Raw genomic sequence first — 24934 nt, 5'->3', positions numbered from 1 at the left:
GGTGGCGCTAACGGACCTGGTATCCGGACAGGTCGAAGGTGAAGCGGTCCTTGGGGACTGGTTGGTTGAACCGGGTCTTGGTGAAGATGGTTCGGATGCGTGACTTGTCTTCCAGCTGAACTTCGAGGGCGCGGAGTTCCTTGCGCTTCGGGTCGATGTCGAAGAATACCCACGGGATCTGTTTTCGCAGCGAGCGATCGCGCGGGCGGGCGGTCACCTGATAGATCCCGTTGGTTTCCTTGGCCTCGATGAGTTCGAACACTTTTGTGAATCCTTCGATGCCACCGTTGAGGGCCGAGTCGCCGAGCAGGGTGAAGGCCCTGGCCCGGGAGGAGTCGGCGTCCATGGAGCGGGCGCGTTTCTTCTCGAGGTCGATCAATTGGATGGTCGTGCCGTCGGAGATGGCGGTGGTCTTGGTGGGTTGGCCAAGGTCCCAGCGCATGCTTCCTCCCTTGACCATGGTCATGGTTCCGGGGGTGCTCACGGGCTTTTTCAGGGCAGCCAGCTTGCGCTCTTGGATGAAGTCGGCCTGAAGCGTCTTGATGCCGGCCTGACGGGCGAGCCACGCTTCGATCGGGCCGGTATCCACTTCGGCGTGGAGAACGGAGCAGGCGAGGGCCACGATGATGGGAAGCAGGCGCATGGATTCAGTCGGTGGTGTTTGGGTGGATTTGCCAAGAAGAAACCATTTCGGGCGGTGCGCGCTTATCGGCTTTTCATGGTCGGGCTCCTCCGAGAGGATGGTCGCGAAGGAAGCGCCTTCCACACCATCATGACCATCACGAATATCGAAACCATTCCGGGCAAAACCATCGTGGAGCACCTCGGATTGGTGCAGGGGAGCACGATCCGGGCGAAGCACATGGGCCGGGATTTCATGGCCGGCTTGAAGAACCTCGTGGGTGGGGAACTCAAGGGCTACACCGAGTTGATGATGGAGGCCCGCGAGCAGGCGACGCAGAGGATGGTCGAGCAGGCTCAGTCGATGGGTGCGAATGCGGTGGTGAATGTGCGCTTCACAACGACCACGGTGACGCAGGGGGCATCCGAGATGCTGGCCTACGGGACGGCGGTGAAATGTGAATGATGCCTGCCATGGATTCTCCGCAAACCACTGATCTGGGGGACGCGAACGGATGGTTCTACATCGTCCTGCTGCTGCTCTACACGATGCCGTTCTGGGGGCTGCTGCTGACGTGGCTGATCGGGCGCAGTGTGGAAAGGAAGCACCTGCGTGAACTCGTCGAGCGGGAGATTCACTCCCAAGGTCGGGTCGCTCTCACCGGCAAGCACCTTCCCGGCGAACGGTCGGTGGCATCGAGCGAACTCGCGGTCGGCTCGGTGGTGGTCTCGGTCGACTATTTCAAGCGCTGGCTGTCGTCGTTCCGCATGATTTTCGGAGGCGAGATGAAGAGCTATGCCTCGGTGGTCTCAAGAGGGCGGCGTGAAGCGCTGCTGCGGATGAAGGAGGCCTGCCCGGACGCGGACATGTTCATCAACTGCCGTATTGAGACCTCGACCATTTCCAACGGCCAGGGCAAGGCGGTGGGGTGTGCGGAAGTGTTCGCGTACGGAACGGCGGTGAAGTTCGAGCAGAAGTGATGGCTCATTCGGCTTCTTCCGATTCGCTCGGATAGAGGTCGGCGTTCGAGGCTTGGAATTCCGGCTTCAGGCGGAGTTGCAGGGATGCGAGGTCGACGACCTTCCATTCGGTGAACTTCCATTCGCCGCTGTTTCCATCGTGGCCGATGCCGACGAGCAGGTGCACCGCGTGGTCATTGACCTTGAGGCTCTCGGTCTTTGGCTCGAAGTAGAACGAACGGAAGCTGCTGTCCCATGAGGTTTCTTCGACCAGCTTCGGGTCGAGGTAGAATACCTTCGAGGAGGGTTGGTGGACCACGCGGATGTCGGGGTAGCCGCTTCTCTGCGCCTTTCCTTCCCGGGTTGCCGGGATGCCGGCCTCCCAGTCGTCTTCTGCATCGAGGGCGGTGATGAGGGCATCCTCGAAATGGCGTGAGACTTCGTTGATGCGGCGGTGGGATCGCGCGGGTGAGTCGTCCTTGCTGAGCGTGGCGGTGATGGTCGCGAGGTGATGGTCGAGGCGCTCGAGGAGCAGAGTGTGGACGGGGTCGTCGGGGTCGAGCTTGATGACCTGCTTGCCTGAGCTTGCCTTGAGCACGGTGGAAAAGTGGAACCGCCGTTTGCCCAGATCTTCCTCGATCAATTGCTTCACCAAGCGGGCGTCGCGCTCGGCGGACTCGCGGAGGGCCCGGATGCCGGCGGCCTGTTTGCCCTCGGTCATTCGAGGCGTCTGCGGGAAACTTCTGGGTCGGGTGAGGTTCCAGATGAAGAAGCCGATGAGTCCGGCGAGGAGGACGATGCCGATGGCGCGGCGGACTGGGGATGGTTTCATGGCTCGATGACGATGGCTTGGTCAATGAGTGCCTCGGCCATCTCGAAATCGACCCGGGTGCGCGCGTGGATCCGGCAGAGCGGATTCCCCTGGTGCACGGATTCGCCGCACTTCACGAGCTGGTCGAAGCCGACGGAGAAATCGACCGGGTCGGTGGCCCGGGCGCGGCCGGCACCAAGTTGCAGGGCGGCCTGGCCGATGAGACCTGCATCCACGGTCGTGATCGTGCCGGTGTCGGGCGCGGGAACTTCCTCGATGAGCGGGGCGGTATGGATAGTTGTTAGATTCTCCAGGTCGGCGGGTGAGCCTCCTTGGGCGGCGACCAGTTCATCGAATTTCGCTCGTGCGGTGCCGTCATCGAGGAGGCGTGCCAGTTCCTTGCGGCTTTTGGAGGTCACGGTTTCGGCGAGATCGAGGACGAGTTCGCGCAGGTCGGCGGGGCCAGCTCCGTTGAGGCAGTCGATGGCTTCGGCGACTTCGAGCGCATTGCCGACGGCCCGCCCGAGGGGTTCGGACATGGGGTTGAGGCAGGCTTGCACATCGACTCCCATTTCCTTGCCCACCGCGATCATCGAGTCGGCCAGAGCCGTGGCGTCTTCCTTCGTTTTCATGAAGGCACCGCTGCCGTATTTCACGTCGAGCACGAGTCGGTCGAGCGACTCCGCCAGTTTCTTCGACATGATGGAGGCGGTGATGAGCGGGATGGAGGCGACGGTGCCGGTGACGTCGCGCAGTGAGTAGAGCTTGCGGTCGGCGGGGCAGAAGGAAGCGGTCTGCCCCATCATGACCACTCCGAGTCGGGCGAGTTGCTGCTGGGCGTCTTCGAGGCCAAGCCCGACCTTGAAGCCGGGAATGGATTCGAGCTTGTCCAGGGTGCCGCCGGTGATGCCGAGTCCACGGCCTGAGACCATCGGGACCCAGGCGCCGGTGCAGGCGAGGAGTGGGGCGAGGGGAAGGGACACCTTGTCGCCGATGCCTCCGGTGGAGTGCTTGTCGATCACCGGCGGGTGGTCTGCGGGATGGGTGAAGGTTTCACCGCTCTCGAGCATGGCCTGTGTGAGTGCCGCGGTCTCGACGGCGTTCATGCCCTTGAAATAGACCGCCATGGCGAAGGCCGACATCTGGTAGTCGGGGACTTCGCCCTGGGTGTAGCCTTCGATGAGTGCGCGGATCTCGCCGCTGGCGAGGGACTCACCATCGCGTTTGCGCCCGATCAGGGTGGGGACGTGGGGAAGCATGCCGCCATGTTGGTAGCCTTCAAGCGGGTGTCGAGCCTGCAGCCACGGTCTGGGAAGCCGATGTGTGATAGATTTCGTGGAAATGGGCCCGCAGCAGATCGGCGACTTCGTGGAAGGTGCAGGTGGTCGGGTTCTCCGGGGCATTCAGGGTAAGCAGGGGAACCCGCTCGCGGGTGTGGTCGGTGCCGGTGAAGTAGGGGTCGTTGCCATGATCCGCGGTGATCATGAGGAAGTCGGCTCCGACTTTCGGCAGGAAGCCGGAGAGCCAGGCATCGAACTCGTGCAAGGCGGTGGCATAGCCCTCGGGGTCCCGGCGGTGGCCGTAGAGCATGTCAAAATCGACAAGGTTGGCGAAGATGAACTGCGGGCTGCCGTCATGCTCGTCCCAGATGCGCTCGATCGTCGCCATGCCGTCGGCATTGGATCGGGTGGGATGGCTCTCATCGATGCCGGAGCCGGCAAAGATGTCGGAAATTTTGCCGATGCCGATGGTCTTCACACCGGCGTCGCTGAGACGATTCAGCACCGTGGGTGGGGGCATGAGCGAGTAGTCGTGGCGGTTGGATGTGCGCTGGAAGGTTTCCGGCGTGCCACCGACGAAAGGGCGGGCGATGACCCGGCCAATCCGGATGCCTCGCTCGTCGAGCAGTTCCCGGGAGGTGCGGCACAGCTCGAGGAGCCGGTCGAGCCCGAACACGGCCGGGTTCTCATGGGCGGCGATCTGGAGGACGGAGTCGGCGCTGGTGTAGAGGATGGGGCGTCCGCTGGCGCAGTGCTCGCCTCCGAGTCGGTGGATGATCTCCGTGCCCGAGGCGGCTTCATTGCCGATAAAATGGCAGCGGCCGCGGCATTCCAATTCGCGCACGAGTTCTTCCGGGAACGATTTGAAGGTGGCGAAGGGTTCGTCGTTCACCGCGCCCATCAACTCCCAGTGGCCGGTGGTGGTGTCCTTGCCCGCCGAGCGCTCGGTGAGGTGGCAGAAGCCGGCATTCGGGTGAGTGGGAACCGTCGAGGCAGGAGAGGCCGGATTGAGGGAGCGCAGCACCTCGTGCAGGCCGAGGGATGCCAGGGTGGGGAGCTCGAAACCGGGGATACGCTCGTAGAGGTGTCCCAGCGTATCGGCACCTTCGTCGCCGAAGGTGACGGCGTCCGGAGCATGGCCACAGCCAACAGAATCGAGGAGGATACAGAGAGCACGCATCTCCCGATGGTGACTGATTCATGAACGCGTTTCAAGTGAGAGCTCCGCGAAAATGAGCCCAGATTGTTAGGAAATGCTGATCAATTCGTCCGCTGACCTCGATAACCATAGAAGAAAAACGACACAAAAATATTTGAATAAAGTAGCTGCTATGATGTCCAATGGGCAGAAACTGATGGAAGGCGACTGGATGCCTTCCGCGGAAAGGATTACAAATACCAACAACAACGAAAATCTATGGGATTGGACAAAATGACAACCAAGCTTCAGGAAGCGCTTCAGGCGGCCCAACGGCTCGCTTCGAAGTCGTCGCATCCTGAGCTGAAGAGCGTGCACGTGATGCTTGCCCTGCTGCAACAGGAGGGAGGCATTACGGTGCCGATTCTGCAAGGTGCCGACATTGACGTGACCCGGCTGAAGGCTGCGGTTGCGACGGCATTGGAAAAGGAGCCCCGGCAAGAAGGGGCATCCTCACAACCTCAGCTCAGCTACGAGCTGCGCTCTACGCTGGAGGCAGCGGATGAGGTGCGCGAATCGATGGGGGATGAGTATCTGTCGGTTGAGCATTTCCTTCTCGGCTCGCTGAAGGCGGATTCACCGGTCGGTAAGCTGCTTGGCGAAGCCGGTCTGGACGAAGCGAAGGCGAAGGAAGCGCTGTCGGCGATCCGTGGTTCACAGAAGGTGACGGATGAGAATCCGGAGGGGAAATACCAGACTCTCGAGAAGTATGGCACCGATCTCACCGAGCGGGCCCGGGAAGGCAAGATCGACCCGGTGATCGGCCGGGATCATGAGATCCGCCGGGTGCTGCAGGTGCTTTCGCGCCGGACCAAGAACAACCCGGTTCTCATCGGTGAGCCTGGGGTAGGCAAGACCGCCATCGTCGAGGGGCTGGCCCGGCGGATTGTGTCCGGGGATGTGCCGGACTCGATGAAGGGCAAGCGCATCATCTCGCTGGATATCGGCGGGATGCTTGCGGGGGCGAAGTACCGTGGTGAGTTCGAGGATCGCCTGAAGGCTTTCCTGAAGGAAGTCACGGAGTCCGACGGAGAGATCGTTCTCTTCATCGACGAGCTGCATACGATCGTCGGGGCGGGAGCGAGCGAAGGCGCCGTGGATGCGGCCAACCTGCTCAAACCCCAGCTCGCCCGTGGCGAGTTGCGCACGATCGGTGCGACCACCCTGGACGAGTACCGCAAGCACGTGGAGAAGGACGCGGCCTTGGAGCGGCGATTCCAGCCCGTGATGGTGGGAGAGCCGTCGGTGGAAGACAGCATCGCGATTCTGCGGGGCTTGAAGGAGCGGTATGAAGTGCACCACGGGGTGCGCATTCAGGATGGTGCCCTGGTGGCGGCAGCCACCATGTCGGACCGCTACATCTCCGACCGGTTCCTGCCGGACAAGGCGGTGGACCTGGTGGATGAAGCTGCTTCCCGTCTGAAGATCGAGTTGGATTCGATGCCGACCGAGATCGATGAGCTCGAGAGGCAGATCCTTCAACTTGAGATGGAGAAGAAGGCCCTAGAGAAGGAGAGCGACAAGGCGTCCGAGGCCCGACTTGCCAAGGTGAGGGAAGAGCAGGCGAATCTGCAGGAGCAGTCCGCCGGGCTCACCGCGCAGTGGCGCAATGAGAAGGAGGTCATTGACCGGGTGCGCGAGCAGCAGGGGATCATTGACTCGCTGAAGACCGAAGCCGAACAGGCGAAACGGATCGGCGACCTGAGTCGTGCCTCCGAGATCACCTATGGGCAGCTTCCTGACGCCGAGTCGGCCCTCGAGGCCGCGCAGCAGGATTTGGCAGCGCTGCAGAAGAGTGGTGCCATGCTGAAGGAGGAGGTGACGGAAGAGGATGTGGCCCGTGTGGTTTCATCGTGGACCGGCATTCCCGTCAGTCGCCTGCAGGAGGGTGAGAAGGAGAAGCTCGTGCAGATGGAACAACGGCTCGGCGACCGCGTCGTGGGCCAGAAGTCCGCGGTGAACGCCGTGTCGAACGCGGTCCGCCGCGCCCGGGCGGGTCTGCAGGATGAGAACCGGCCGATCGGCTCGTTCCTCTTCCTCGGGCCGACCGGTGTGGGCAAGACCGAGCTGAGCAAGGCGCTGGCGGAGTTCCTCTTCGACGACGAGTCGGCGATGGTCCGCATCGACATGTCCGAGTACATGGAGAAACACAGCGTGGCGCGTCTGATCGGAGCGCCTCCCGGCTACGTCGGCTATGACGAAGGCGGGCAGTTGTCGGAGCACGTACGACGGAAGCCGTACTCGGTGGTTCTCTTCGATGAGATCGAGAAGGCGCACCCGGATGTGTTCAACGTGCTGCTTCAGGTTCTGGACGACGGTCGGATCACCGACGGCCAGGGCCGGACGGTCGACTTCCGCAACACGGTGCTGATCATGACGTCGAACATTGGTTCCCAGTTCATCCTCGGTGAGGAGAATGTCGAACAACGTGAGGCGAAGGTCATGGAGGCCCTGCGGGCGAACTTCCGGCCCGAGTTCCTCAACCGGGTGGACGAGACGATCATCTTCGACCGGCTCAACCGGGAAGAACTCACGACCATCGTGTCGCATCAGCTCGAGCGGGTCCGTCAGCGCCTTGCGAAGCAGGGACTGGGGCTGGCCTTGACGCCGGATGCGAAGGAGTTCGTCGGCAACCAGGGGTATGACCCGGTGTATGGCGCGCGTCCTCTGAAGCGGGCGATCCAGAAGCATCTGCTGGACGAGTTGTCCCTCGAGTTGCTCGACGGGAAGTTCGTCGATGGCGATGTGATCGAGGCCTACCTGGAAGGCGGCAAGGTGGCTTTCCGGAAAGCCTGATCGATTCCATGCCTGTCTGGCCGACGAGGTCAGGCAGGCATGGTCATTTGCAGGGGGTTGTGGCTTGTCCGTGGGAATCCAGAGTGGTTCCTTGGCGGCGTGCATCTGCGCTTTACAGAACAGGAGCTGGCGATTCTGGCCGAGATGGTGACCTTGGCCGCCAGTGTGGCGTCGTGGAACCACAAGCCGGGCTCCGATGCCGGGGTGAGCGCCTATGAGGCGGTTGAAAGCAAGGTGCTGGAGAAGGCAAAACTCGCGGGTCAGGGCGATGCCGTCGAGTGGGACGAGGAGAAGCGCCGCTATCAGTTGAAGATCGATCCGAACGAGCAGACCTTTTTTCAGGAATGCTACGATGAGTTCCGCAACGAGAGCTTTTGGGAGGAACTGGTGATCCGGCTGGCCGACCGGGGTCTCATTCGTGAGATCGGGCTGGAGGCATGGAATCGGCTGAGTGAGGAGGAACGTCGCAAGCGCACGGCGGAGACCGAGAAGGTCTTGTGGAAGGAATTCGGTCAGAACGGGATCGAGAAGCTGGCCGTGATTTTCCCTTCGGACGAAGGTTGAGGAGCCTTTCTGCTGCTGGTTTCTTCCGACAGCTGCGATGGACCGCGAAGCGAAGTTCCAAGAGGAGCTTCGAATCGTGGAAGTCCGACACGAAAAAGCGCGCTTCCCGTTCAGGAAGCGCGCCTTGGAAGTGAGCGAATAATTTCCGATCAGTCCTCGATCTTCACCGGCTTGTAGCCGCCGATGGCCTTGAAGTAGAACATCAGGAGCAGGAAGATCACTGCCATTGCAGCGGGGATCAGGGAGTCGGTTTTCAGCGTGCTGCGGTTGCCGCGGATGTCGGCTTCGACCACGGTGGTTTCGGCAGCTGAGCGTTCCTCAGGAGCTTTGCCCTTGGCTTCTTCAAGACGCTTGGGGTCGATGGCTTGAACCTTCTCGAAGGCGAGGAAGGAGCTGGCATCCCCCGTGGACTGCCACTCTTCATAGAGAGCACTGTCGGCTTGCTTGAGCTCTTCAGCCGCGTAGCGGTCCTTGAAGTAACCGAGGCCGGGCGAGCCGATGAGTCCGGCGGACATCATGCCGATGCCACCCATGAGGCTCATCGCGATGGCGCCGGTCCGCGGGAAACGGTCGCCAACCACGGCGAGCATTGTGGGCCAGAAGAAGGTCTTACCGAAGGCGTAGATCAAAAGCGCGCCAAGGGCAGGGCCAAAGGACGTGACGGCTGCTACGAAGTTCAGACCCGCCACCGCGAAGAGCGAGCAGACGAAGAGGAGGCCGATGGGCTTGAGACCCAGCTTGGTCTCGATGAAGTGCGCACAGAAGCGCAACAGGAACATCATCAACGAGGTGAAGACAAAGAGGATCTTGCCTTGCTCCGGGCTGAGGATGGCTCCGGTGATGTTCTGGATCCAGCCGTCGGTTCCAAGTTCAACCGCGCCGACGAGGGCGTGGGTCACGAAAAGAACGGCGATGAGCCAGTGACCCATGGAGAATTTGGTCATGGCGGCGATACCACCGAGGAGACCGAGACCAATGAGGGCGGCGATGGCGGTCGGAACCGTGGGCGACTCAAAGAAGGGAGCAAGGAAGCCCTTGAAGAAGAGGTAGATGAAGAAGCAGGCAACGGCGCCGCCGAGGATGCCGACGTCCTTGAGCATTTCGCCCAGCTTGAGGCCTTTCTCGGAAGCTTCCGATTTGGGGAACTTCTGGCCGAGGAACATGATGCCGTAGATGAGGGTCGGCACGAGGTAGAGCGCGAGCTGGCCTTTCCAACCCCAGCCGTTTTCGCCACCGAGGGTCCAGCCGATGACGCCGCCGATCACCATGCCCAGCGGCCAGGAGGCGTGGAGGATATTCAGGTAGTGGGTACGGTTGGAGGGGAAGAGGGTCGCGACCAGTGGGTTGGAGACCGCCTCAAGGATACCATTGGCCAAAGCAAATGTGAACATGCCCCACCACAGGAACTGGTAAGCGGTGGCCGCTTCCTGACCGGGTGTCGCTCCAAAGGTAATGAAGGCGGAAACGACGTGGAAGAGGAAGGCGCCTACGACCAGCTTGCCGTAGCCGATCTTATCCACCACGACCCCGCCGACCATGATGCCGAAGCAGAAACCGGTGAATCCGGCTCCGCCGATGGCTCCGAGTTGGGCGGCACTGAAGCCAAAGTCAGCGGCCCAGTTGGCAAAGATGCCGCCGCGGACACCGAAGCCGACACCGGCAGCGAGAATGGCGACAAACCCGGCCCATAGGAGGCGTTGGGCATTCGGAGCGATAGGGGCATCGGCAGTGGTGGTCTGACTCATGATTTCTGGGTTAAATGGGTTTGGGTGGAGTGGTCTAACGATCCCGACGGCAGGTGGCAAGGCCGGGAATTGGCTGCAAACGTCAGTATTGGCCCGGATATTTCGCCAATTGATGGGATCGAGAGCTTTTTTTGGAAGGAATCGTACGAAAAAGCCCGGCCTCCCAAGGAGAACCGGGCTTTGGAAGAATTCGTGGCTTGGAAAAGCCGCTCTGCTTACTTGGAGGCAGACACGTAGCTGGCCTGGGCAGCACCCTTGGCCATCTTCTTCTGCTTGATCCAGCTCATGGTCGAGCGGAGGCGCTCACCGACCTTCTCGATCTGGTGCTTGGCTTCCTCCTTGCGGATCTTGTTGAAGTTCTTGCAGCCACCGTCGGCTTCGGCGATCCACTGCTTGGCGAACTTGCCGGATTCGATCTCCTTGAGTTGCTTGCGCATGCGGTTCTTGACCGACTCGTTGATGATCTTGGGTCCGACGGACACGTCACCCCACTCGGCGGTCTCGGAGATCGAGAAGCGCATGCCGGCGATGCCGGACTCGTTCATGAGGTCGACGATGAGCTTCAGTTCGTGAAGGCACTCGAAGTAGGCCATCTCAGGCTGGTAGCCGGCTTCGACGAGGGTTTCGAAGCCTGCCTTGACGAGTGCGGAAGCACCGCCGCAGAGAACGACCTGCTCACCGAAGAGGTCGGTGACGGTCTCTTCCTTGAAGTCGGTTTCGAACACACCGGCACGGGTGCAGCCCACGCCGCGTGCCCATGCGAGGGCGATCTTCTTGGCCTTGCCATCGGCGTCGTTGTGCACGGCGATGAGGCCGGGAACACCCTTGCCGTCGACGAACTGGGAACGAACGGTGTGACCGGGTCCCTTGGGAGCCACCATGATCACGTTGACGTCGTCAGGCGTGGTGATGGTCTTGAAGTGAACGGCGAAGCCGTGCGAGAAGAGGAGGGTTTTGCCCTTGGTGAGGTACGGAGCGATGTCCTTTTCGTAAACCGCGGCGATCTTGGTGTCGGGAACGGCGACGAAGATGACGTCGGCTGCCTTCACGGCGTCAGCGGTGTCCATGACCTTGAAGCCGAGCTTCTTGGCGACGGCGCGCGACTTGGACTTGGCGTAGAGGCCGATGATGACATTCATGCCGCTGTCCTTGAGGTTCAGGGCGTGGGCGTGTCCTTGGGAACCGAAGCCGATCACGGCGAGGGTCTTCTTCTTGATGGTGACAAGGGTCGCGTCCTTGTTCGTGTAGATTTTCGCGGCCATGATGGATGGTCAGTTTGGTTGGAAAATCAGGCCGTTTTTCGGCCTGAGGCGGCGGACGCTGCTAAATGCAGGCGGTTCGGTCAAGTGTGCGAAGCTGTCATGATCAAGTTTTCGTTGTTCAGGATCAGCGGGATGCGGATGGTGAGGGGGTCATGAGTGAGAGACCAACCGCAGCCGCGCACCGCGTGGTGACTGAGATTGTGGAGAAGGGGGATGTGGTGGTGGATGCGACGGCAGGCAATGGTCACGATACCTTGTTTCTCGCCAATCTGGTGGGCGATGAGGGAAGGGTGTTTGCGTTCGACGTGCAGCAGGAGGCGATCGAATCGACTCGGGCGCGGCTGGAGCAGGCGGGGGTTGCCGATCGGGTGGACCTGCGCTGCGAGTCGCACGGTGGCCTGCTGGAAGTGGTCGGGCGGGATGCGGTGACGGCGGTGATGTTCAATCTCGGTTACCTGCCGGGCGGGGATCACGAGATCATCACGGAAGTGGCTGAAACGGCGACGGCGGTGGTTCAGGCTCTGTTTGCGCTGAAGTCGGGCGGGGTGATGACGGTGGTGTGCTACACCGGGCATCCCGGGGGAACGGAGGAGGCGGACACGGTGGTGATGGGCCTGAAACAGATTCGGCGTGAAGGCCCGATGGGGGCCTTCGAGCTGGAGATCCGTGAACCGGCCCGCGAACAGGCGCCCTTTTTGATCGTGGTGAGGAAGGCGTGATGCCGTGACCGACAGATTGGGGGCTTGCATTGGTCTGCGTGGTAAGGGCCCTCTGTGAGGAGTGATTCGAATCTGTCGATGGATCGCGGTGGGTTTTCCACTGTGGGTGGTGCTGGGCTGCGCCTGGGCGTGGTTTTTTCCCGACCAGTGGGCGTGGGTGGGACCGCTGATCAAGCCGGGTCTGGGGGTCATCATGCTGGGGATGGGGCTGACGCTGCGGGTGCAGGATTTCCAGTCGGTGATCCGGCACCCGGTCTGCGTGCTGATCGGTGTGGCGGCCCAGTTCACCGTGATGCCTGCGAGTGGGTGGTTGCTTGCGACGACCTTCGGGCTCGAGCCGGGTTTGGCGATTGGGTTGATTCTCGTGTCGTGCTGTCCGGGCGGCACGGCGTCGAATGTGGTGTGCTATCTCGCGCGGGCCAACGTGCCGCTGAGTGTGCTGATGACGATGACGTCGACTTTCACGGCGGTGGTGATGACCCCGCTGCTGACGAAGTGGTTGGCGGGCAGCATCCTGAATGTGGACGCCTGGGGGCTGTTCAAGTCGATGATCCAGATCGTGCTGTTGCCGCTGGTGGCAGGCATCGCAGTCAATTCCCTGCTCGACCGGATGAGGAACCCGGAGCCGATTCGCCGCTGGGTGGGAGCGCTCGGGCCGGTGCTCAGCGTGTGGATCATTGTGCTGATCGTCGGCTACATCGTGGGCGTGAATCGGCTGTCGATTTCCGCCGTGGCGGGTCCGTTGTTTGTCTCGGTGCTGTTGCTGCACCTGTCCGGCTTTGGTCTGGGCTATGTGTTGATGAAGCTGGCGGGCAAGCCGGAGGCATTTCGCCGGACTGTCTCCATCGAGGTCGGGATGCAGAACAGCGGACTGGGCGCGGCGTTGGCGAAAGAGCACTTTCCGCAATATGCGGTGGCCCCGGTGCCGGCCGCGATCTCGGCGGTCTATCACTGCCTGATCGGAAGCATCCTTGCCGCGATCTGGGGCAGGGATGGGTCGGATGCGCGGCGATCAGAGGCGGACGATGTGGGTGAGGCGGATCGCGATGCCTCCTGAACGCCAAAGCGGCCTCTTCCGTGAGGAAGAGACCGCTTGGGAAAGGTCGACCAACGGCTGGATGCCGTGGTGCGAGGGAATCAGACGATTTCGCCTTCGTTGAAGAAGCGCTTGAGCTCGACGGTGGCGGTGTCTGCGCCGTCGGAAGCGTGGCAGACGTTGCGCATCTTGGCGTCTCCACCCTTGTCGCCGAAGTCACCACGGATGGTGCCGGGGGCGGCTTCCTTGGAATCGGTGGGGCCGAGCAGGTCGCGGACGCGGCTGATGACGTCTTCGCCTTCCAGAGCGAGGGCAACCACAGGAGTCTCCTGCATGAAGCCGCGAACTTCCGGGAAGAATGGTTTGTCGGCGATGTGCGAGTAGTGCTCGGCAAGGAGTTCGTCGCTGAGGGCCATCATCTTGAGGCCGCGAATCTTGAAGCCTTCCTTTTCGTAGCGGGAAAGCACGGTGCCGACGATGCCCTTGGAAACGGCATCAGGTTTGAACAGGATGAGGGTAGTCTCGAGAGCCATGGCGCGGAGGTAGGGCCGGATGGTCCGTCTGGCAAGACTTTTGGAAGTTGTCGGCGCGTGGCTGCAGGGCTGGCCGGCGGGAAATCCGTTAGTCGGATCTGTCCGATCATGGAGTCTTCCGCCATTCGATACGCGGGCGGATCGCGGCTACATGGAATCCGCAATGCGGGTCGACAGCTTGGCAAGGAGCCGGGATTGGGCGGCGGCCAGCTCGTCGTATCCGTCGGCCCGCAGCGGTTCGGTGCCGGACCACGATTTCGAGGTGATCATGCGCCGGTCAGGCAGGGAGTAGACCCGCCAAGCGGCGTCGACGAAGGCATCGCCATTGGCGGTGCCGTGGAGCTGGCGGATATCGATGCTGACCTGGTAGCGGAGCTGGCTGTCGTCTCCCCAAGGGTAGGTGCGGACGTTGCCGGTGTTCTTGCGTCGACCGAGGTTGGTGGCGATGACCGAGGCGATGTTGTCTTCGAGGTCGCCGGCCCAGCGGTGGGATTCGGCGAGGGCGAGGCGATTGGCGCCTTCCTGGAATACGAGGTTCGGTCGATCGAGGTAGGCGGCGAGGGCGACGGGGCCGACACCGATGCCCATGCCACCGCCGGCAGGGGCGGAGCCTTCCGGAGTGAGAAGGTAGTAGCTTTTCGCTGGTGCGCAGGAGGACAGGTGGGCCGCGATCGCAGCGATGGCGGCCAGCTTCAGGAAGAGGATGAGTCGGGGCATGTGGTGAGCGAGCAAGGGGTGGCAGGGAGTGGAGATGCCTTAGCGCCGGGCGCGGGGAATGGGGTCGCCGGATGACTCACGACCGAACAGCAGGGAGTTGGGCTTTTCGTCGATGGTGGTCGACAGGGATTCGAAGGCACGGAGAGCGGCACGGAGCTCATCGAGGGTGCGGCGGAGGTCGCCCTGGACCGCGCCGGATGGCCCGATGGATTCGATGGAGGTTCTGAGTTCGGCCAAAGTCTGGTTCAACTCATCGGGGAGGGACTGCGTCGAGTCGGCGGCGATGAGTTTTTCGAATTCACCGAGCGACTTGTCGAGTTCGTCGAGTGTGCCACGGGCTTCGGCCAGGGTCAGCGCCGCTTCATCGGCGGCCTTGCCAAAGCTGTTCAGGGTGTCTTCCAGCGGGAGCGCCTCGATTTTGGCGAGGATGGCATTCACCTTGAGTTCGAGCTGGGCGAGGCCGGAGGAAACCGTGGGGATGACGTCGTATCCATCCATTTGTGAGATCGTCTGCGGTGGGGCGTCGGGTAGCAGGTCCAAATCGATGTAGAGCGCGCCTGTCAGCAGCGAGCCGGTGGCAAGACGGGCGCGCAATCCGCGCTGGACGGCATCGGCGAGATCGAGTTTCCCCGGGGTGCCGTCGACGGAGGTCGCCTGGTCGAAGCTCTTGCCGCTGATCTCGGCGAGCACTGGAACCCGGGCATCGCCCGGCTCGGAGTACTTGAAGGAGATGTCGATGACGCGGCCGAGGGAGATGCCGCGGAATTCCACCGGCGCTCCGCGCTTGAGTCCGCGCACCGACTGGTCGAAGAACATGAGGATCTGCTGGTCAGGCTCGAAGGCGGAGTCGCGAGCGGAGGTCTCGTCATCGAAGAGCTTGAAGGTGTCTCCGTCCTGAACCGCGGGTGCATTCTTCGCGTCCGCAGGGGTGAAGAAGGAGGCCCCTCCGGTGACGATCGCCTGGAACGATGGGGTCCGGAACTTGAAACCGTCGGCTCCGGCGGTGACATCGATGCCGCTGGTATTCCAGAAGCGGGTTCGGGAATTCACCAGCGACGCATACTTCTCACTGATGTAGATACTGTATTTGATCTGTTTGGTTTCGAGCGAGAGGGTCTGGCGCTCGACCTTGCCGACGGCGAAGTCGCGAAAGTAGATTGGTGCTCCGACGCTGAGTGATCCGGCGGTGGAGGAAATCAGGGTGAGGCGTAGACCGGGAACGTTCGAGCTGGTGACGGGGGGTTCTTCCAGACCGGTGTAGAGACTGGCGCCAGCCGGGCCTTCTCCGGGTTCGAGTTCGATGTAGGCGCCGGTGATCAGGGTTCCAAGCCCGGAGACGGCGCTGGTGGAGACCCGTGGCCTGACGACCCAGAACCGGGTGTCGTAGCGCAGCAATTCCTCGTAGGCGGGGTCGATGCGGACCTGGACGTCCACGGCCTTGAGATCGGGGGCAAGGATGACTTTCTCCACGGTGCCCACCCGCACGGAGCGGCAGCGGATTTCGGTCTTGCCGGCGGCGAGGCCTTCGGCGGTTTCGAAGGTGATGGTGGCGAGCACGCCCTTGTCGATCTGGTTTTTCCAGACCAGCCAGCCCGCCAGGCCGAGGGCAACGATAGGAATCAGCCAGACCGAGCTGAGTCGTCGGCGACGGCGGACGACCGGGGTGGTCTTTTTGGGGGTGTCTTGGCTCATGGGGCAGGGGTGGTCATGCGACGTCGTTGGTCCCAAAGCAATCGGGGATCGAAGGACATGGCGGAAAACATGGTGAGGATGACGACGGCTGCGAATGACAGTGCGGCCGGTCCGGGCGTGATGGTCATCAGCGAACCGAGTCTGACGAGGCAAGCGAGAATGGCGACGACGAACACATCGACCATCGACCACCGACCGACAAGCTCGGTGATGTGGTAGGTGGTGGCAAGGGCGCGGGAGCTTCCGCCGAGCTTGCCTCCGGCTGCGAGGCACAGCCAGATGAGGGCGAGGATTTTCAGGATGGGGATGAGCACGCTGGCGGTGAAAATGATGATGGCGACCGGGTAGGACCCCATTTGCCAGAAGGTGATCACGCCGGACATGATCGTACTGTCTTCCCCGCCGCCGAGTCCGGAAACACGCATGACGGGCAGGCCCATGGCCGGGATGTAGAAGAGGACGGCGGCCGCGAGAAGGGCCCAGGTGCGGGTCAGACTCTCCGGTTTCCTGAGATGCAGTGGTGTGTCACAGCGGGGGCAGCGCCCGCTGGCGACCGGACTGAGCCGTCCACAGGTATGGCAGCTGGCCAGACCCTGCTCGGCGGCGAAGCCTGTGGGAGCATCGGCACTCATCGTGTGGCGGGAGGGTTGTTCTTCCGGTAGGCAATTTCGAGCCGGTCCCACAATTCGCGTCGGTCGATGCCAGCCATCGCACCGGCGATGCAGATGACGAGCGCGACGAGTGACCACAGGCCGATGTGGAACTGGAGTTCGGCGAGATGGCCGAGCTTCAGGAGCGAGACAATGAACCCCAGGAGGAAGACTTCGAGCATGGACCAGGGTTCAGAGCGCTGGATCCAGCGGGTCAGGGCGAGTGAGCCGGGCAGTGCCTTCCCGTACTGCAGGGGTCCGCAGACGTAGAGCAATCCTCCGGTCAGGACGAGCGGTGCGATCACGGTGAAAATGATGCTCAGGAATGCGAGGAAGGGATAGCCGTCGTTGGCGAGGGCGATGGAGGAGCCGACGAGGCTCAGTTCCGTGTAGGCGCCTGCTGCCTTCATGCTGAGGAAGGGGAAGCAGTGGGTCAGAATGGTGAAGATGATGGCCGCCGTGGCGTAACCCGTCGCTCGGGAAAGCGAGCGCGGTCGGTTCTGGTAGAGCAGTTCGCCGCAGTGACCACAATAGGCTGCCTCGCCCTCCTTAAGGGCGGGGGCGTCCTGAATGGCATCGCAGAAATGGCAGGCGACCTTTTCATCGGGGTCGACCCGTGGCCACGCGAGCCCATGGTGGTGCCGCTTCATGCAGGGAACGACACTCCGCCGTTAGAGCGGGCGCGCATAGGTGTTGCAGCGGTTGTGCCAGCCTTCCCGCCAGCGGGATTCCCCCCGGTCCTTGGGTGAGTTGGCAATGCGGCGGTCGAGCGCGCGTTTGGCGGATGCGGCGAATTCGGCGGCGGCGGCCTGGCCGGCCGGCACATCCTTCATGCCTTCGAGAACCTGAAGCAGTCCCCAGCCCTGGCCGTTGTAGCGTTCGGATGCCTTGGTGCCGTCACCCTTGAAATTCACGTAGTCGATCAGGGCGTAGGTTCCGTTGGAGGTGGTGGCGACCTTGTCGTAGTTGGCCTTAACCCGGGCACGGGATGCGGCCGGCGCGGCCGCGATGGTCTTCGGCACGGCGGCCCGGGACCTGGCGATGATGAAATCGGTCTGGATGCCGACATTGCGTGACAGCCAGGTGCGGAGTTCGTTCATCTGGGCACCGCGGAACTGCTGCTGGAACTGCGCTTTCGTCTGCCATGGGCAGTCCTTGGCGTAGGCCACGGCGGGCAGTTTGACGCCTTGCTTGCCGGCGAAGGATACGAACTGGGGCCAGGTCTCGTTGAAGCGCCCATTGAATCCCGCAGGATACCAGATGAAGTGACCGATCCCCAGCGAGGGGAATTCCTCGCCCACGTTCCAAGTGGTCAGGCCGTCGACGGTTCCGCCGCACTCGTTCTGCCAGATCTTGCGGCCGATGGCCTGCTTCTGGGCGGCGCTGAGGTTCGAGGCGGCGGGCTGGACGTCGCTGGAGGCGGGAGCGGGTCCACAGGATGTGGCGGTGAGCAGGGCGACGAGCGCCAAGGCGGCGAAAGGAGGGGCTTGCATGCCTCACCAGTATCGGTTGCTCTGAGGTGTCGCAAGTCACAGCATGAGCAAGATTCCATGGCAGGAAGTTTTTTCGTTTTCGGGGAAGGATCTGGTGAAGGTGCTGGTCACCGCCGTGATCATCCTTCTGGTGACCAAGGTCCAGGCGTTCAGTGACCGGCTTTCGGCGCTGCTCATCGCCCTGCCACTGACCTCGTTGATCGCGATGATCTGGATGCAGGCAGAAAGGCCGGAGCAGCCGGGCAGAATCGCCAATCACGCGGAGTCGACGTTCTGGTTCGTGCTTCCGACGATGCCGATGTTCCTGATTCTGCCGTGGATGCTGCGCCACGGTTGGGGGTTCTGGCCGGCTCTGGGCGTCAATTGCCTCATCACCATCGGCTTCTTCTGGCTGACGGTGGTGCTTCTGCGGCCGTTCGGGATCGACCTGATGCCGAAGTGAGCGGATCCGTTTGAGGAATCGATGAGCGAGGGGAGAATTTGCCTGTTTTGGCCGTCGAATGCCGGATTTCTCTTGTCAATCCGGTGAATCTCTGTTTTCTCGCGCGTCCCGGCTGTGGATGGCTGGCTGGCACGGCATGTCTTCCGACAACATCATTCCGATCGAGCAGCCGAAGCCCCATTCCCGGTTTGCAGGCACTCCCATGAAAAGCGATCTTGTTGAGAAGGCATCTGAAGTTGTGACCGATCCCCTGGTTCTGATCAACATGGTCTCGAAGCGTGTCCGTCAGTTGAACAGCGGGCGATCCCCACTGATCCCGACGGTGCCCAGCATGGGTGCGGCCGATATCGCCCTTCAGGAAATCATTGAAGGCAAGATCAAGTTGGTGGGCGAAGGCGTCAACCAGTGAAGCGAGGCGGCTCCGTCTGACGGAAGCTCCTTCCACAGTCCATGAGTGACGAAATCGCGAACAACCGGAAGGCTCGTCGCGATTACCATATCGGCGATACCTACGAAGCCGGATTGGAACTCAAGGGGACCGAGGTGAAGTCGGTCCGCGCCGGCAAGGCGAACATTTCCGACGCGTTCGCACGCGTCGAGAAGGGGCAGGTCTTCCTCTATGGCTGCAACATCCAGCCATGGGAAACGGCCGGGGCGTTCTTCCAGCATGAATCCAAGCGGCCGCGGCGGCTGCTGCTGAACAAGAAGGAGATCCTGAAGCTCGACAACGAGATGTCGGTCAAGGGCTCCACTTTGCCCTGTCTGCGGATGTACTGGAAAGGGCGCCGCGTGAAGGTCGAAATCGGTGTGGGCAAGGGCAAGACCCACTCGGACCAGCGCCACGACATCAAGAAACGCGTCGAGCTGCGCGAGGCGCAGCGCGAAGTGGCGCGGTTCAACCGCCAGTAGGATCCGCTCACTCCGTGGCGAGCGGCACGGTCTTGGGGCGGCAGCATCCCGAGGAGCAATGCTCATGGGAATCGTCGGCGACCCGCAAGGTAGAGCTTGTGCTTCGTGATCTGGACTGACTGCTGGCCCCGAGTAAAGACTCTGGCGGAGTGACACCGAAACGGAGGAACACGCCGGGTTGGTTCGGAGCGAGGGCAAATTGGATCTTATTGAAGTTGCTGAAATCCAGCACCCGGACGCTGCGCCCTCCATCCCCGCCGGCAGGAAGCCAGTTTGAGAGGTCGGTGCTGGTCTCGGCAAACCAGGTGAAGCCATCGGCAATCGCATCCTGATTGGCGACCAATGACCACATGAGACCTTGCGGGGACTCGGTGGGTGGTGGGAGTGATGACGCCACCTTGGGAGGAAGATTGTAGAAGAATTCGAGCCCGTTGGACAGGCGGTCGCCATCATCGTCATCATCCACTCCGCCGACAACTTCGTTGGCCAGGACCCAGGCCCCGTAGTTGGTATTCGGATCAACGGGGGGAGGATCGACGCTCAGGCTGGCCGCAAAGTCGAAGCCATCGATCCCGGTGTTGTCGGTGAGAACGGTGCCTCGCTGCTCACTGATGAGGTATTCCGGGTCGAGGTCTCCACCGCCGCTGTACATCAGGTTGTCGGCCAAGCTGAGGGTGTGGCTCAGTCCGAGACAATGGCCAATTTCGTGGGCGAGGACGGCGGCAATACTGTCTTTGGCGGAGTCAGGCCCATCGGACCAGTTGAGAGGCAGGACGAGGGAGGATCCAATCGTGACACAGGTGCCATTGCGGTCAATCCGAGCATACCCAGCGACCTGGTACTCTGAGAGTTGAGCAAATGCCGGGCAAGAATTCACGAAGAACATGTTGATCGTCGTTTCCGAGCTGGATTTGGGGGCGTCGTCATCATCTCGCACGATCGCGTAGAGGTCTGCCGATGGGCGGGTGCCCGATCCATGGTTGCCTGAATTCGTGAAATCGTCCCAGTAGGGCACTTCGTCTTCCCAAATGATCTGGATCCCCACCTGGGCCCACGCTCGGTAGACCTGTCCCTTGATGTAATCCTCGGTGCTTTGAGATCCCATGAACACCGCGGTGTTGGTGCCATCCGAGTCGGATACGACGATGGGCTGAACCCTGACTTGGTGGGTGATGGTCTGCTCGTCGTTGACGATCAGGGCAGCAGGAAGGGCGTGGGCCATCAGGGCACTCAGGAAAACAATGGGGCGCATGAATCGATTGGGTGGAGCTGTTTTCCGGGGGCTCAGTCAGACTGTTGAGGAATTTTTAAAAAACAAGTTCGAAATTCCTAATTGTCAAGGTGGGCCATGAATGGTCCTGAACCCTCGCCGCTGGCAAGTTTTCAGCTTCGCGTTCGTTCCGGCCTCGCCAACGGGTGGGGGTGCGCCGATTGCGAAATGACCTGCGCTACACCTTCCGTCCTGTCCGGCCGAACCAGCATCGGTTGCGGCAGTGCAATATCCGGTGACGGCATTCGAAGGAGGGCGTTTCAGCCGTCAGTGGCCGTCACAGCCACAGCCTTCGACCCAGCGCGGTTCCACTTCGATGGTCCTGTAGACGTCCTTTTCAGCAGCGGTCGACATCTGAAGTGGGGTGGCCAACGCGGAGGGAGCACCATCAGGTGTGCTCTGGATACGGTAGAAGGCGCGACCCGGTGTCGGACTGGGGTCCGTCCACGAGATGACGCTGCCATCACCGTCCTCGGAATAGGTGATGGGGGAGGCGAAGTCGAGGTCGGTGGTTTTCTCGATCACATAGTCGCGGAAGCTGGAACTGGGCCAGGTGATTTCGGTCGAGGTCGGCCCGAGTGAAGGGTATGAGGGATTGATGGGAGGAGTGACCTCCCAGCCGATATCGACCAAGGCAGCCAGATCGAGGTCGCTTGCCACGGTGAGAATCCCCGAGATGCTCTCGAGGCTGGGGCGCATCATGACTGGAGCTGACGTGCCGTGTGGGGTGCCGAAAGAACCGTACGCCGGCTTGTCGCTGACGGACTGATTGAAGTGTCCACCTCCCGATTGGACGGCTGGATTTCCTCCGGCTGCTTCATTCGAGGCGGGACCTGTAAAAACCGATCCGCTGATCAGGTTGTCCCACGAGTCGGCTATGCCGATGCCAAGGACGTGACCGAGTTCGTGGAGTGCAACCGGGATGAAATCGGTTCCTGAGAGGTTCTGAGTGAGGGAGAAGTTGAAATCGGTTGTAGTGTCAAAGCTCACGAAGCCGAAGGACGGCGCGTAGTCGGTGGCTTGGGATGGCTGCGACACATCGGCACCCGGGTTGCCGCGTGCCCTGATGCGTGAAAACCAAGAGTTGAAACCACCTGCACTGTAGCCCGAATTGCCTCCCTGTCCCCGGACGTTTCCTCCCAACTCACGGGCTCCGGCGAAGACGATGATGGTATCCTCGGGAACCACTGGATTCGTCAGTGACACGGTTCCTCCCGTTTGGGGGTTGCGGACGCTGACGGTCCAACTGGCTTGGGAGAACTCGCTGGGGTCGATACGGAGGAGAGTATCGGAGATGAGGTTTTCGTAGAATTCGGCGGCTTTCTCCAAGGCGAGTCGTCTTTCCGCTGGGTTGAACCATCCGTTGGTGTCGTAGGAATAGTCGATCTCGATATTGATGGCTCCGACCCATGGGGTCAGGGCTCCGGTGAGAAGTATGGGTAGGCGCACGATGGATCCGTCGGTTTGGTTTTTCGAAGGGAACTTCAGGTATTCGCGCACGCCATTCGGAGACAAGTTCGAAATCCCTGAATATCAATTGATGTAGCAAGTTGGATGCATCCTCTCTGCTGGCAAGTTTTCAGTTTCTCGTTCGTTCCGGCCCCGCTAACAGGTGGGGGTGCGCCGATTGCGAAATGACCTGCCCTACACCTTTCGTCCTGCCCGGCCGAAGGACTGGTTTCGTCCTCCGGCCTTGTGGCTGAACCGGCATTGGTTGCTTGAGCGCAAATATCGGGTGACGGCGATCGAAGAGCAGGGTTTCGAGCGGGTCCGCGAGCTGGATGCCACGGGGGATTCCATGCTGCTGGCCCCGAATCATGCGGATCATGCGGACCCGCATCTGATGATGGAGATTGGACGCCGGTATGAACTGCCGTTCCACTTCATGGCCGCACGGGAGGTGTTCGAGGTCAGCAAGCGTGCCAGTTGGGCCTTGCAGTCGATGGGGGTGTTTTCCGTCGATCGCGATGGGCCGGACGTCTCGGCGATCAAGATGGCGCTCAGCATTCTGGCCGCCGGCAAGCCGCTGGTGCTTTATCCTGAAGGGGAGATCTATCACCACCACGAGCGACTGGATCCGCTCCATGAAGGGGTGGCATCGATCGGGATGAAGGCGTGCGGGCGGGTGAGCGAAGGGCGGCAGGTTTGGCTGGTCCCGGTGGGCATGCGCTTCCTGCATGACCCCTCGGTGGAAGCGACGTTCCGGGACCGACTGACGCGCTTGGAGGACCGGATCGGGTGGACTCCGAAGCCGAAGATGGATCTGGATGAGCGGATTCTACGGCTGGGGCAGGGGGTGCTCGGGCTCAAGGAGAGTGAATTTCAGGTGAATGTGGCGGCGGGTGGCATTCAAGATCGCTTGGAGTCTCTCTGTGGCCAATTGCTGGAAATGGTTGAGGCGCGGATGGGGAGTGACGGAGCGGCCGGGACCGCACCGGAGCGGGTCCGGGCGATGCGTTACCGGATCCGGCGGCGGCTGCTGGATGTCGATCATCCGCCGGGCGAAGACGAGCGCACCCTGCTGCTGGATGATCTTGACCGGGTCTTTGCAGCGCTGCAGGCGCACAGCTACATCGGGGATTACCTCCTGGCTGAGCCGACCCTGGACCGTCGTGCCGAAACGATCATGAAGCTGGAGGAGGACCTTTTGGGTTTCCCCCTTTATCCGAGCGCGCGGACGGCCCGGATCCTGGCCGGCGAGCCGATTTCGATTTCCGAGATGCTGCAGCGGGGTGAGTTGCCCCGAAAGGGAGGTGCGAGCGCCTTGACGTCTTTGCTGGAAGAGCGACTCAGTCGATTGATCGAGGTTCCGGCGGGCGCTGCATGTTCCACCGAGCTTGTCTCCAGACAAAGCGGAGAAACTGGGTGACATCGTCACCTCTTCCGCTTCACCAGGAAAAGGCAGGAGAGGCCCAGTAGCATCAGCGAACTGGGCTCGGGAATCACTTCTGTGGTGACCGTGATATTGTCGAACTCGACCGATGGAAATGGCCATCCCGTCGTTTGCGCACCAAAGAACAGAGCAATCAAACTGGACCCATCGTAGGCGAAGGAGAGAGTTTGCTGATTTCCGCCCGATGTATGGGTTTGGCTGGCAAGCTGACTGGATGAAGCGCTTCCACTGGCCAGCAACTGGCCGGAGAGCGTGTCAACGACGAGGCTATTCGGAGAGTTGAACAAGTCATAGCCTGTTCCGGACCAGACACTGACGAAGGCAGAATTGTTGCTTGCTCCCGTGTAGGTCGGAATGTCGTAGGTCAAGGTGTAGGTGCCAGCGCCGAGGAAAAGCTCAGGCCCAAGAACCACAGCTGCGCCGCGGTAGGCACTGGTTGTGTTGATACCCAGTGTGTCTACGGGAGTGATGCTTGCTTCCGAGCTGTTGGCCCAGCTTTCAAATGGGAGCTGGGGAGTGAACCATCCACCTACATACGGATTGGGCAGGTCGGTGAGGGTCGTATTCTCAAAAGACTCGCTGTAGATGGTCGCAGTGGCGGCAGGCAGTGCTGCTGACTGCAGTAGGGCCAAGACCATGGTCAGAAGAGCGCTGGAGGGGAGCTGTGATCTCGATTGGTGAGCCATTCGCGGGCACGGTTGGAGTAGGGCTGATTTGTTGTCAAGAGGTGCAATCGTCCAAATCAGTGTGTGCGGAAGCAGTATCTGCGCCAGTCGGGGAGCAGCTGCGCCAAGCTTTGAGCTTGCAGCAACCGTGCATCGGGGTGCGCGAAGGTTCAGAAAGTGGAGAGTATGAACTCAGGGCGGCAGTGATCAGGTGTCCGGACTCGTTGGGAACGACTTTCATCCCGAGGATCCACGCGGATAGGCGATTCTGTCCTTGCAAATTGGTGGGAAACCGCTTTCCTCCGCCGTCCCGAGCAAGGGCGGACCGGTCAAGGTGACTGGACTGAACAAGACAACAACATGAGCGAAAGCACCATCAATCCAGCGGACTACAAGGTCCACGAAACCGACACCGGCAGCTCCGATTACCAGGTTGCCCTTCTGACGAAGCGCATTGTCCACCTGACCGAGCACCTCGGCAAACACAAGAAGGACACCTCGTCCCGCCGTGGCCTCCTGAAGTTGGTCGCCCAGCGACGCAAGCTTCTCGACTACACGAGAGGCGTGAGTGAAGAGCGCTACCAGAAGCTCATCAAAGGCCTCGGACTCCGACGCTGATCATTTTCTCCGAAGCGGCCACGGGATTTCCCCGTGGCCGTTTCGCTTGAATACGGTGGG

The 24934-nt window shown here is 61.4% G+C and carries 26 protein-coding genes; 11 read left to right on the top strand and 15 right to left on the bottom strand.

What is annotated here, in order from left to right; all coding sequences use genetic code 11:
* Nucleotides 1–7: 7 nt before the first annotated feature.
* A complete protein-coding gene (locus JIN81_RS05450) occupies nt 8–643 on the bottom strand; it encodes a LolA family protein (protein WP_200277426.1) in 636 nt (211 codons plus the stop codon).
* Between the two features lie 129 nt (nt 644–772).
* On the opposite strand from JIN81_RS05450, the gene JIN81_RS05445 reads away from it, so the two are divergent.
* Both JIN81_RS05445 and JIN81_RS05440 read left to right on the top strand, forming a co-directional pair.
* Entirely contained in the window at nt 773–1087 is a 315-nt protein-coding gene (locus tag JIN81_RS05445) for a YbjQ family protein (RefSeq protein ID WP_200277424.1), read from the top strand.
* An 8-nt stretch (nt 1088–1095) separates the two neighbouring features.
* Entirely contained in the window at nt 1096–1602 is a 507-nt protein-coding gene (locus JIN81_RS05440; RefSeq protein ID WP_200277421.1) for a YbjQ family protein, read from the top strand.
* Between the two features lie 4 nt (nt 1603–1606).
* Here the strand turns inward: JIN81_RS05440 and JIN81_RS05435 are convergent, their stop codons facing one another.
* The 3 genes from JIN81_RS05435 to JIN81_RS05425 are packed head-to-tail and all read right to left on the bottom strand — an operon-like array spanning nt 1607 to nt 4852.
* Nucleotides 1607–2413 carry a hypothetical protein gene (locus tag JIN81_RS05435; RefSeq protein ID WP_200277419.1) on the bottom strand — a complete coding sequence of 269 codons (807 nt, stop codon included), beginning with the start codon at nt 2411–2413 and terminating at the stop codon, nt 1607–1609.
* A complete protein-coding gene (locus tag JIN81_RS05430) occupies nt 2410–3651 on the bottom strand; it encodes a thymidine phosphorylase (RefSeq protein WP_200277417.1) in 1242 nt (413 codons plus the stop codon). The genes JIN81_RS05435 and JIN81_RS05430 overlap by 4 nt, the downstream gene beginning before the upstream one ends.
* Nucleotides 3652–3670: 19 nt before the next feature.
* On the bottom strand, nt 3671–4852 hold the full coding sequence (locus JIN81_RS05425) for a phosphopentomutase (RefSeq protein WP_200277415.1): 1182 nt from the start codon (nt 4850–4852) through the stop codon (nt 3671–3673).
* Between the two features lie 237 nt (nt 4853–5089).
* Here JIN81_RS05425 and clpB point away from each other — a divergent pair, with 237 nt between their 5' ends.
* Nucleotides 5090–7666 (top strand): ATP-dependent chaperone ClpB, encoded by a 2577-nt coding sequence (gene clpB, locus JIN81_RS05420; RefSeq protein WP_200277414.1) that lies wholly within the window; start codon nt 5090–5092, stop codon nt 7664–7666.
* A gap of 99 nt (nt 7667–7765) precedes the next feature.
* Nucleotides 7766–8230, top strand: a complete 465-nt coding sequence (locus JIN81_RS05415) for a hypothetical protein (protein WP_234044502.1) — start codon at nt 7766–7768, stop codon at nt 8228–8230.
* A gap of 149 nt (nt 8231–8379) precedes the next feature.
* On the opposite strand, the gene JIN81_RS05410 is transcribed toward JIN81_RS05415, so the two are convergent.
* Both JIN81_RS05410 and ilvC read right to left on the bottom strand, forming a co-directional pair.
* Entirely contained in the window at nt 8380–9975 is a 1596-nt protein-coding gene (locus JIN81_RS05410; RefSeq protein WP_200277410.1) for an MFS transporter, read from the bottom strand.
* Between the two features lie 215 nt (nt 9976–10190).
* Nucleotides 10191–11237: a ketol-acid reductoisomerase gene (gene ilvC / locus JIN81_RS05405; protein WP_200277408.1), complete on the bottom strand. Its 1047-nt coding sequence runs from the start codon at nt 11235–11237 to the stop codon at nt 10191–10193.
* 152 nt (nt 11238–11389) lie between these two features.
* On the opposite strand from ilvC, the gene mnmM reads away from it, so the two are divergent.
* Both mnmM and JIN81_RS05395 read left to right on the top strand, forming a co-directional pair.
* Entirely contained in the window at nt 11390–11956 is a 567-nt protein-coding gene (gene mnmM, locus JIN81_RS05400) for a tRNA 5-(aminomethyl)-2-thiouridylate-methyltransferase MnmM (RefSeq protein WP_200277406.1), read from the top strand.
* A gap of 61 nt (nt 11957–12017) precedes the next feature.
* A complete protein-coding gene (locus JIN81_RS05395) occupies nt 12018–13013 on the top strand; it encodes a bile acid:sodium symporter family protein (RefSeq protein ID WP_325100850.1) in 996 nt (331 codons plus the stop codon).
* Between the two features lie 80 nt (nt 13014–13093).
* Here the strand turns inward: JIN81_RS05395 and ndk are convergent, their stop codons facing one another.
* The 6 genes from ndk to JIN81_RS05365 all read right to left on the bottom strand — a co-directional run bounded on the left by ndk (nt 13094) and on the right by JIN81_RS05365 (nt 18077).
* Nucleotides 13094–13525, bottom strand: coding sequence for a nucleoside-diphosphate kinase (gene ndk / locus JIN81_RS05390; protein ID WP_200277404.1), 432 nt, complete (start codon nt 13523–13525; stop codon nt 13094–13096).
* A gap of 147 nt (nt 13526–13672) precedes the next feature.
* Nucleotides 13673–14242, bottom strand: coding sequence for a PqiC family protein (locus tag JIN81_RS05385; protein WP_200277402.1), 570 nt, complete (start codon nt 14240–14242; stop codon nt 13673–13675).
* 39 nt (nt 14243–14281) lie between these two features.
* Nucleotides 14282–15934: an intermembrane transport protein PqiB gene (pqiB, locus tag JIN81_RS05380; RefSeq protein WP_200277400.1), complete on the bottom strand. Its 1653-nt coding sequence runs from the start codon at nt 15932–15934 to the stop codon at nt 14282–14284.
* Complete coding sequence (locus JIN81_RS05375) at nt 15931–16566, bottom strand: paraquat-inducible protein A (RefSeq protein WP_200277398.1); 636 nt, start codon at nt 16564–16566, stop codon at nt 15931–15933. The genes pqiB and JIN81_RS05375 overlap by 4 nt, the downstream gene beginning before the upstream one ends.
* Nucleotides 16563–17234 carry a paraquat-inducible protein A gene (locus JIN81_RS05370; RefSeq protein WP_200277396.1) on the bottom strand — a complete coding sequence of 224 codons (672 nt, stop codon included), beginning with the start codon at nt 17232–17234 and terminating at the stop codon, nt 16563–16565. The genes JIN81_RS05375 and JIN81_RS05370 overlap by 4 nt, the downstream gene beginning before the upstream one ends.
* Nucleotides 17235–17255: 21 nt before the next feature.
* Entirely contained in the window at nt 17256–18077 is an 822-nt protein-coding gene (locus tag JIN81_RS05365) for a hypothetical protein (protein ID WP_234044501.1), read from the bottom strand.
* A 43-nt stretch (nt 18078–18120) separates the two neighbouring features.
* Between JIN81_RS05365 and JIN81_RS05360 the strand changes: the two genes are divergently transcribed.
* The 3 genes from JIN81_RS05360 (at nt 18121) to smpB (ending at nt 19428) form a co-directional block, all read left to right on the top strand.
* Nucleotides 18121–18519 (top strand): DUF3147 family protein, encoded by a 399-nt coding sequence (locus JIN81_RS05360; RefSeq protein WP_200277394.1) that lies wholly within the window; start codon nt 18121–18123, stop codon nt 18517–18519.
* A gap of 202 nt (nt 18520–18721) precedes the next feature.
* The gene (locus JIN81_RS05355) at nt 18722–18928 is read left to right on the top strand and encodes a DNA-directed RNA polymerase subunit omega (RefSeq protein ID WP_200277714.1); all 207 of its coding nucleotides are present in this window, start codon (nt 18722–18724) and stop codon (nt 18926–18928) included.
* 41 nt (nt 18929–18969) lie between these two features.
* Nucleotides 18970–19428 carry an SsrA-binding protein SmpB gene (gene smpB / locus JIN81_RS05350; RefSeq protein WP_200277392.1) on the top strand — a complete coding sequence of 153 codons (459 nt, stop codon included), beginning with the start codon at nt 18970–18972 and terminating at the stop codon, nt 19426–19428.
* 7 nt (nt 19429–19435) lie between these two features.
* Here the strand turns inward: smpB and JIN81_RS05345 are convergent, their stop codons facing one another.
* Nucleotides 19436–20680, bottom strand: a complete 1245-nt coding sequence (locus JIN81_RS05345) for a zinc metalloprotease (protein ID WP_200277384.1) — start codon at nt 20678–20680, stop codon at nt 19436–19438.
* A gap of 285 nt (nt 20681–20965) precedes the next feature.
* Nucleotides 20966–22147, bottom strand: a complete 1182-nt coding sequence (locus JIN81_RS05340; protein WP_200277382.1) for a hypothetical protein — start codon at nt 22145–22147, stop codon at nt 20966–20968.
* A gap of 169 nt (nt 22148–22316) precedes the next feature.
* On the opposite strand from JIN81_RS05340, the gene JIN81_RS05335 reads away from it, so the two are divergent.
* Nucleotides 22317–23567, top strand: coding sequence for a lysophospholipid acyltransferase family protein (locus JIN81_RS05335; protein ID WP_200277380.1), 1251 nt, complete (start codon nt 22317–22319; stop codon nt 23565–23567).
* Between the two features lie 5 nt (nt 23568–23572).
* Here JIN81_RS05335 and JIN81_RS05330 read toward each other — a convergent pair whose 3' ends face one another.
* Nucleotides 23573–24229, bottom strand: a complete 657-nt coding sequence (locus JIN81_RS05330) for a PEP-CTERM sorting domain-containing protein (protein WP_200277379.1) — start codon at nt 24227–24229, stop codon at nt 23573–23575.
* 387 nt (nt 24230–24616) lie between these two features.
* Here JIN81_RS05330 and rpsO point away from each other — a divergent pair, with 387 nt between their 5' ends.
* Nucleotides 24617–24874 carry a 30S ribosomal protein S15 gene (gene rpsO, locus JIN81_RS05325; RefSeq protein ID WP_200277377.1) on the top strand — a complete coding sequence of 86 codons (258 nt, stop codon included), beginning with the start codon at nt 24617–24619 and terminating at the stop codon, nt 24872–24874.
* Nucleotides 24875–24934: the final 60 nt, after the last annotated feature.

The sequence above is a fragment of the Haloferula rosea genome (assembly GCF_016595525.1).
Taxonomy (GTDB): Bacteria; Verrucomicrobiota; Verrucomicrobiia; order Verrucomicrobiales; family Akkermansiaceae; genus Haloferula; species Haloferula rosea.
Note: the sequence above shows the minus strand (reverse complement) of the source record. Positions and strands in the feature narration are given on the sequence as shown.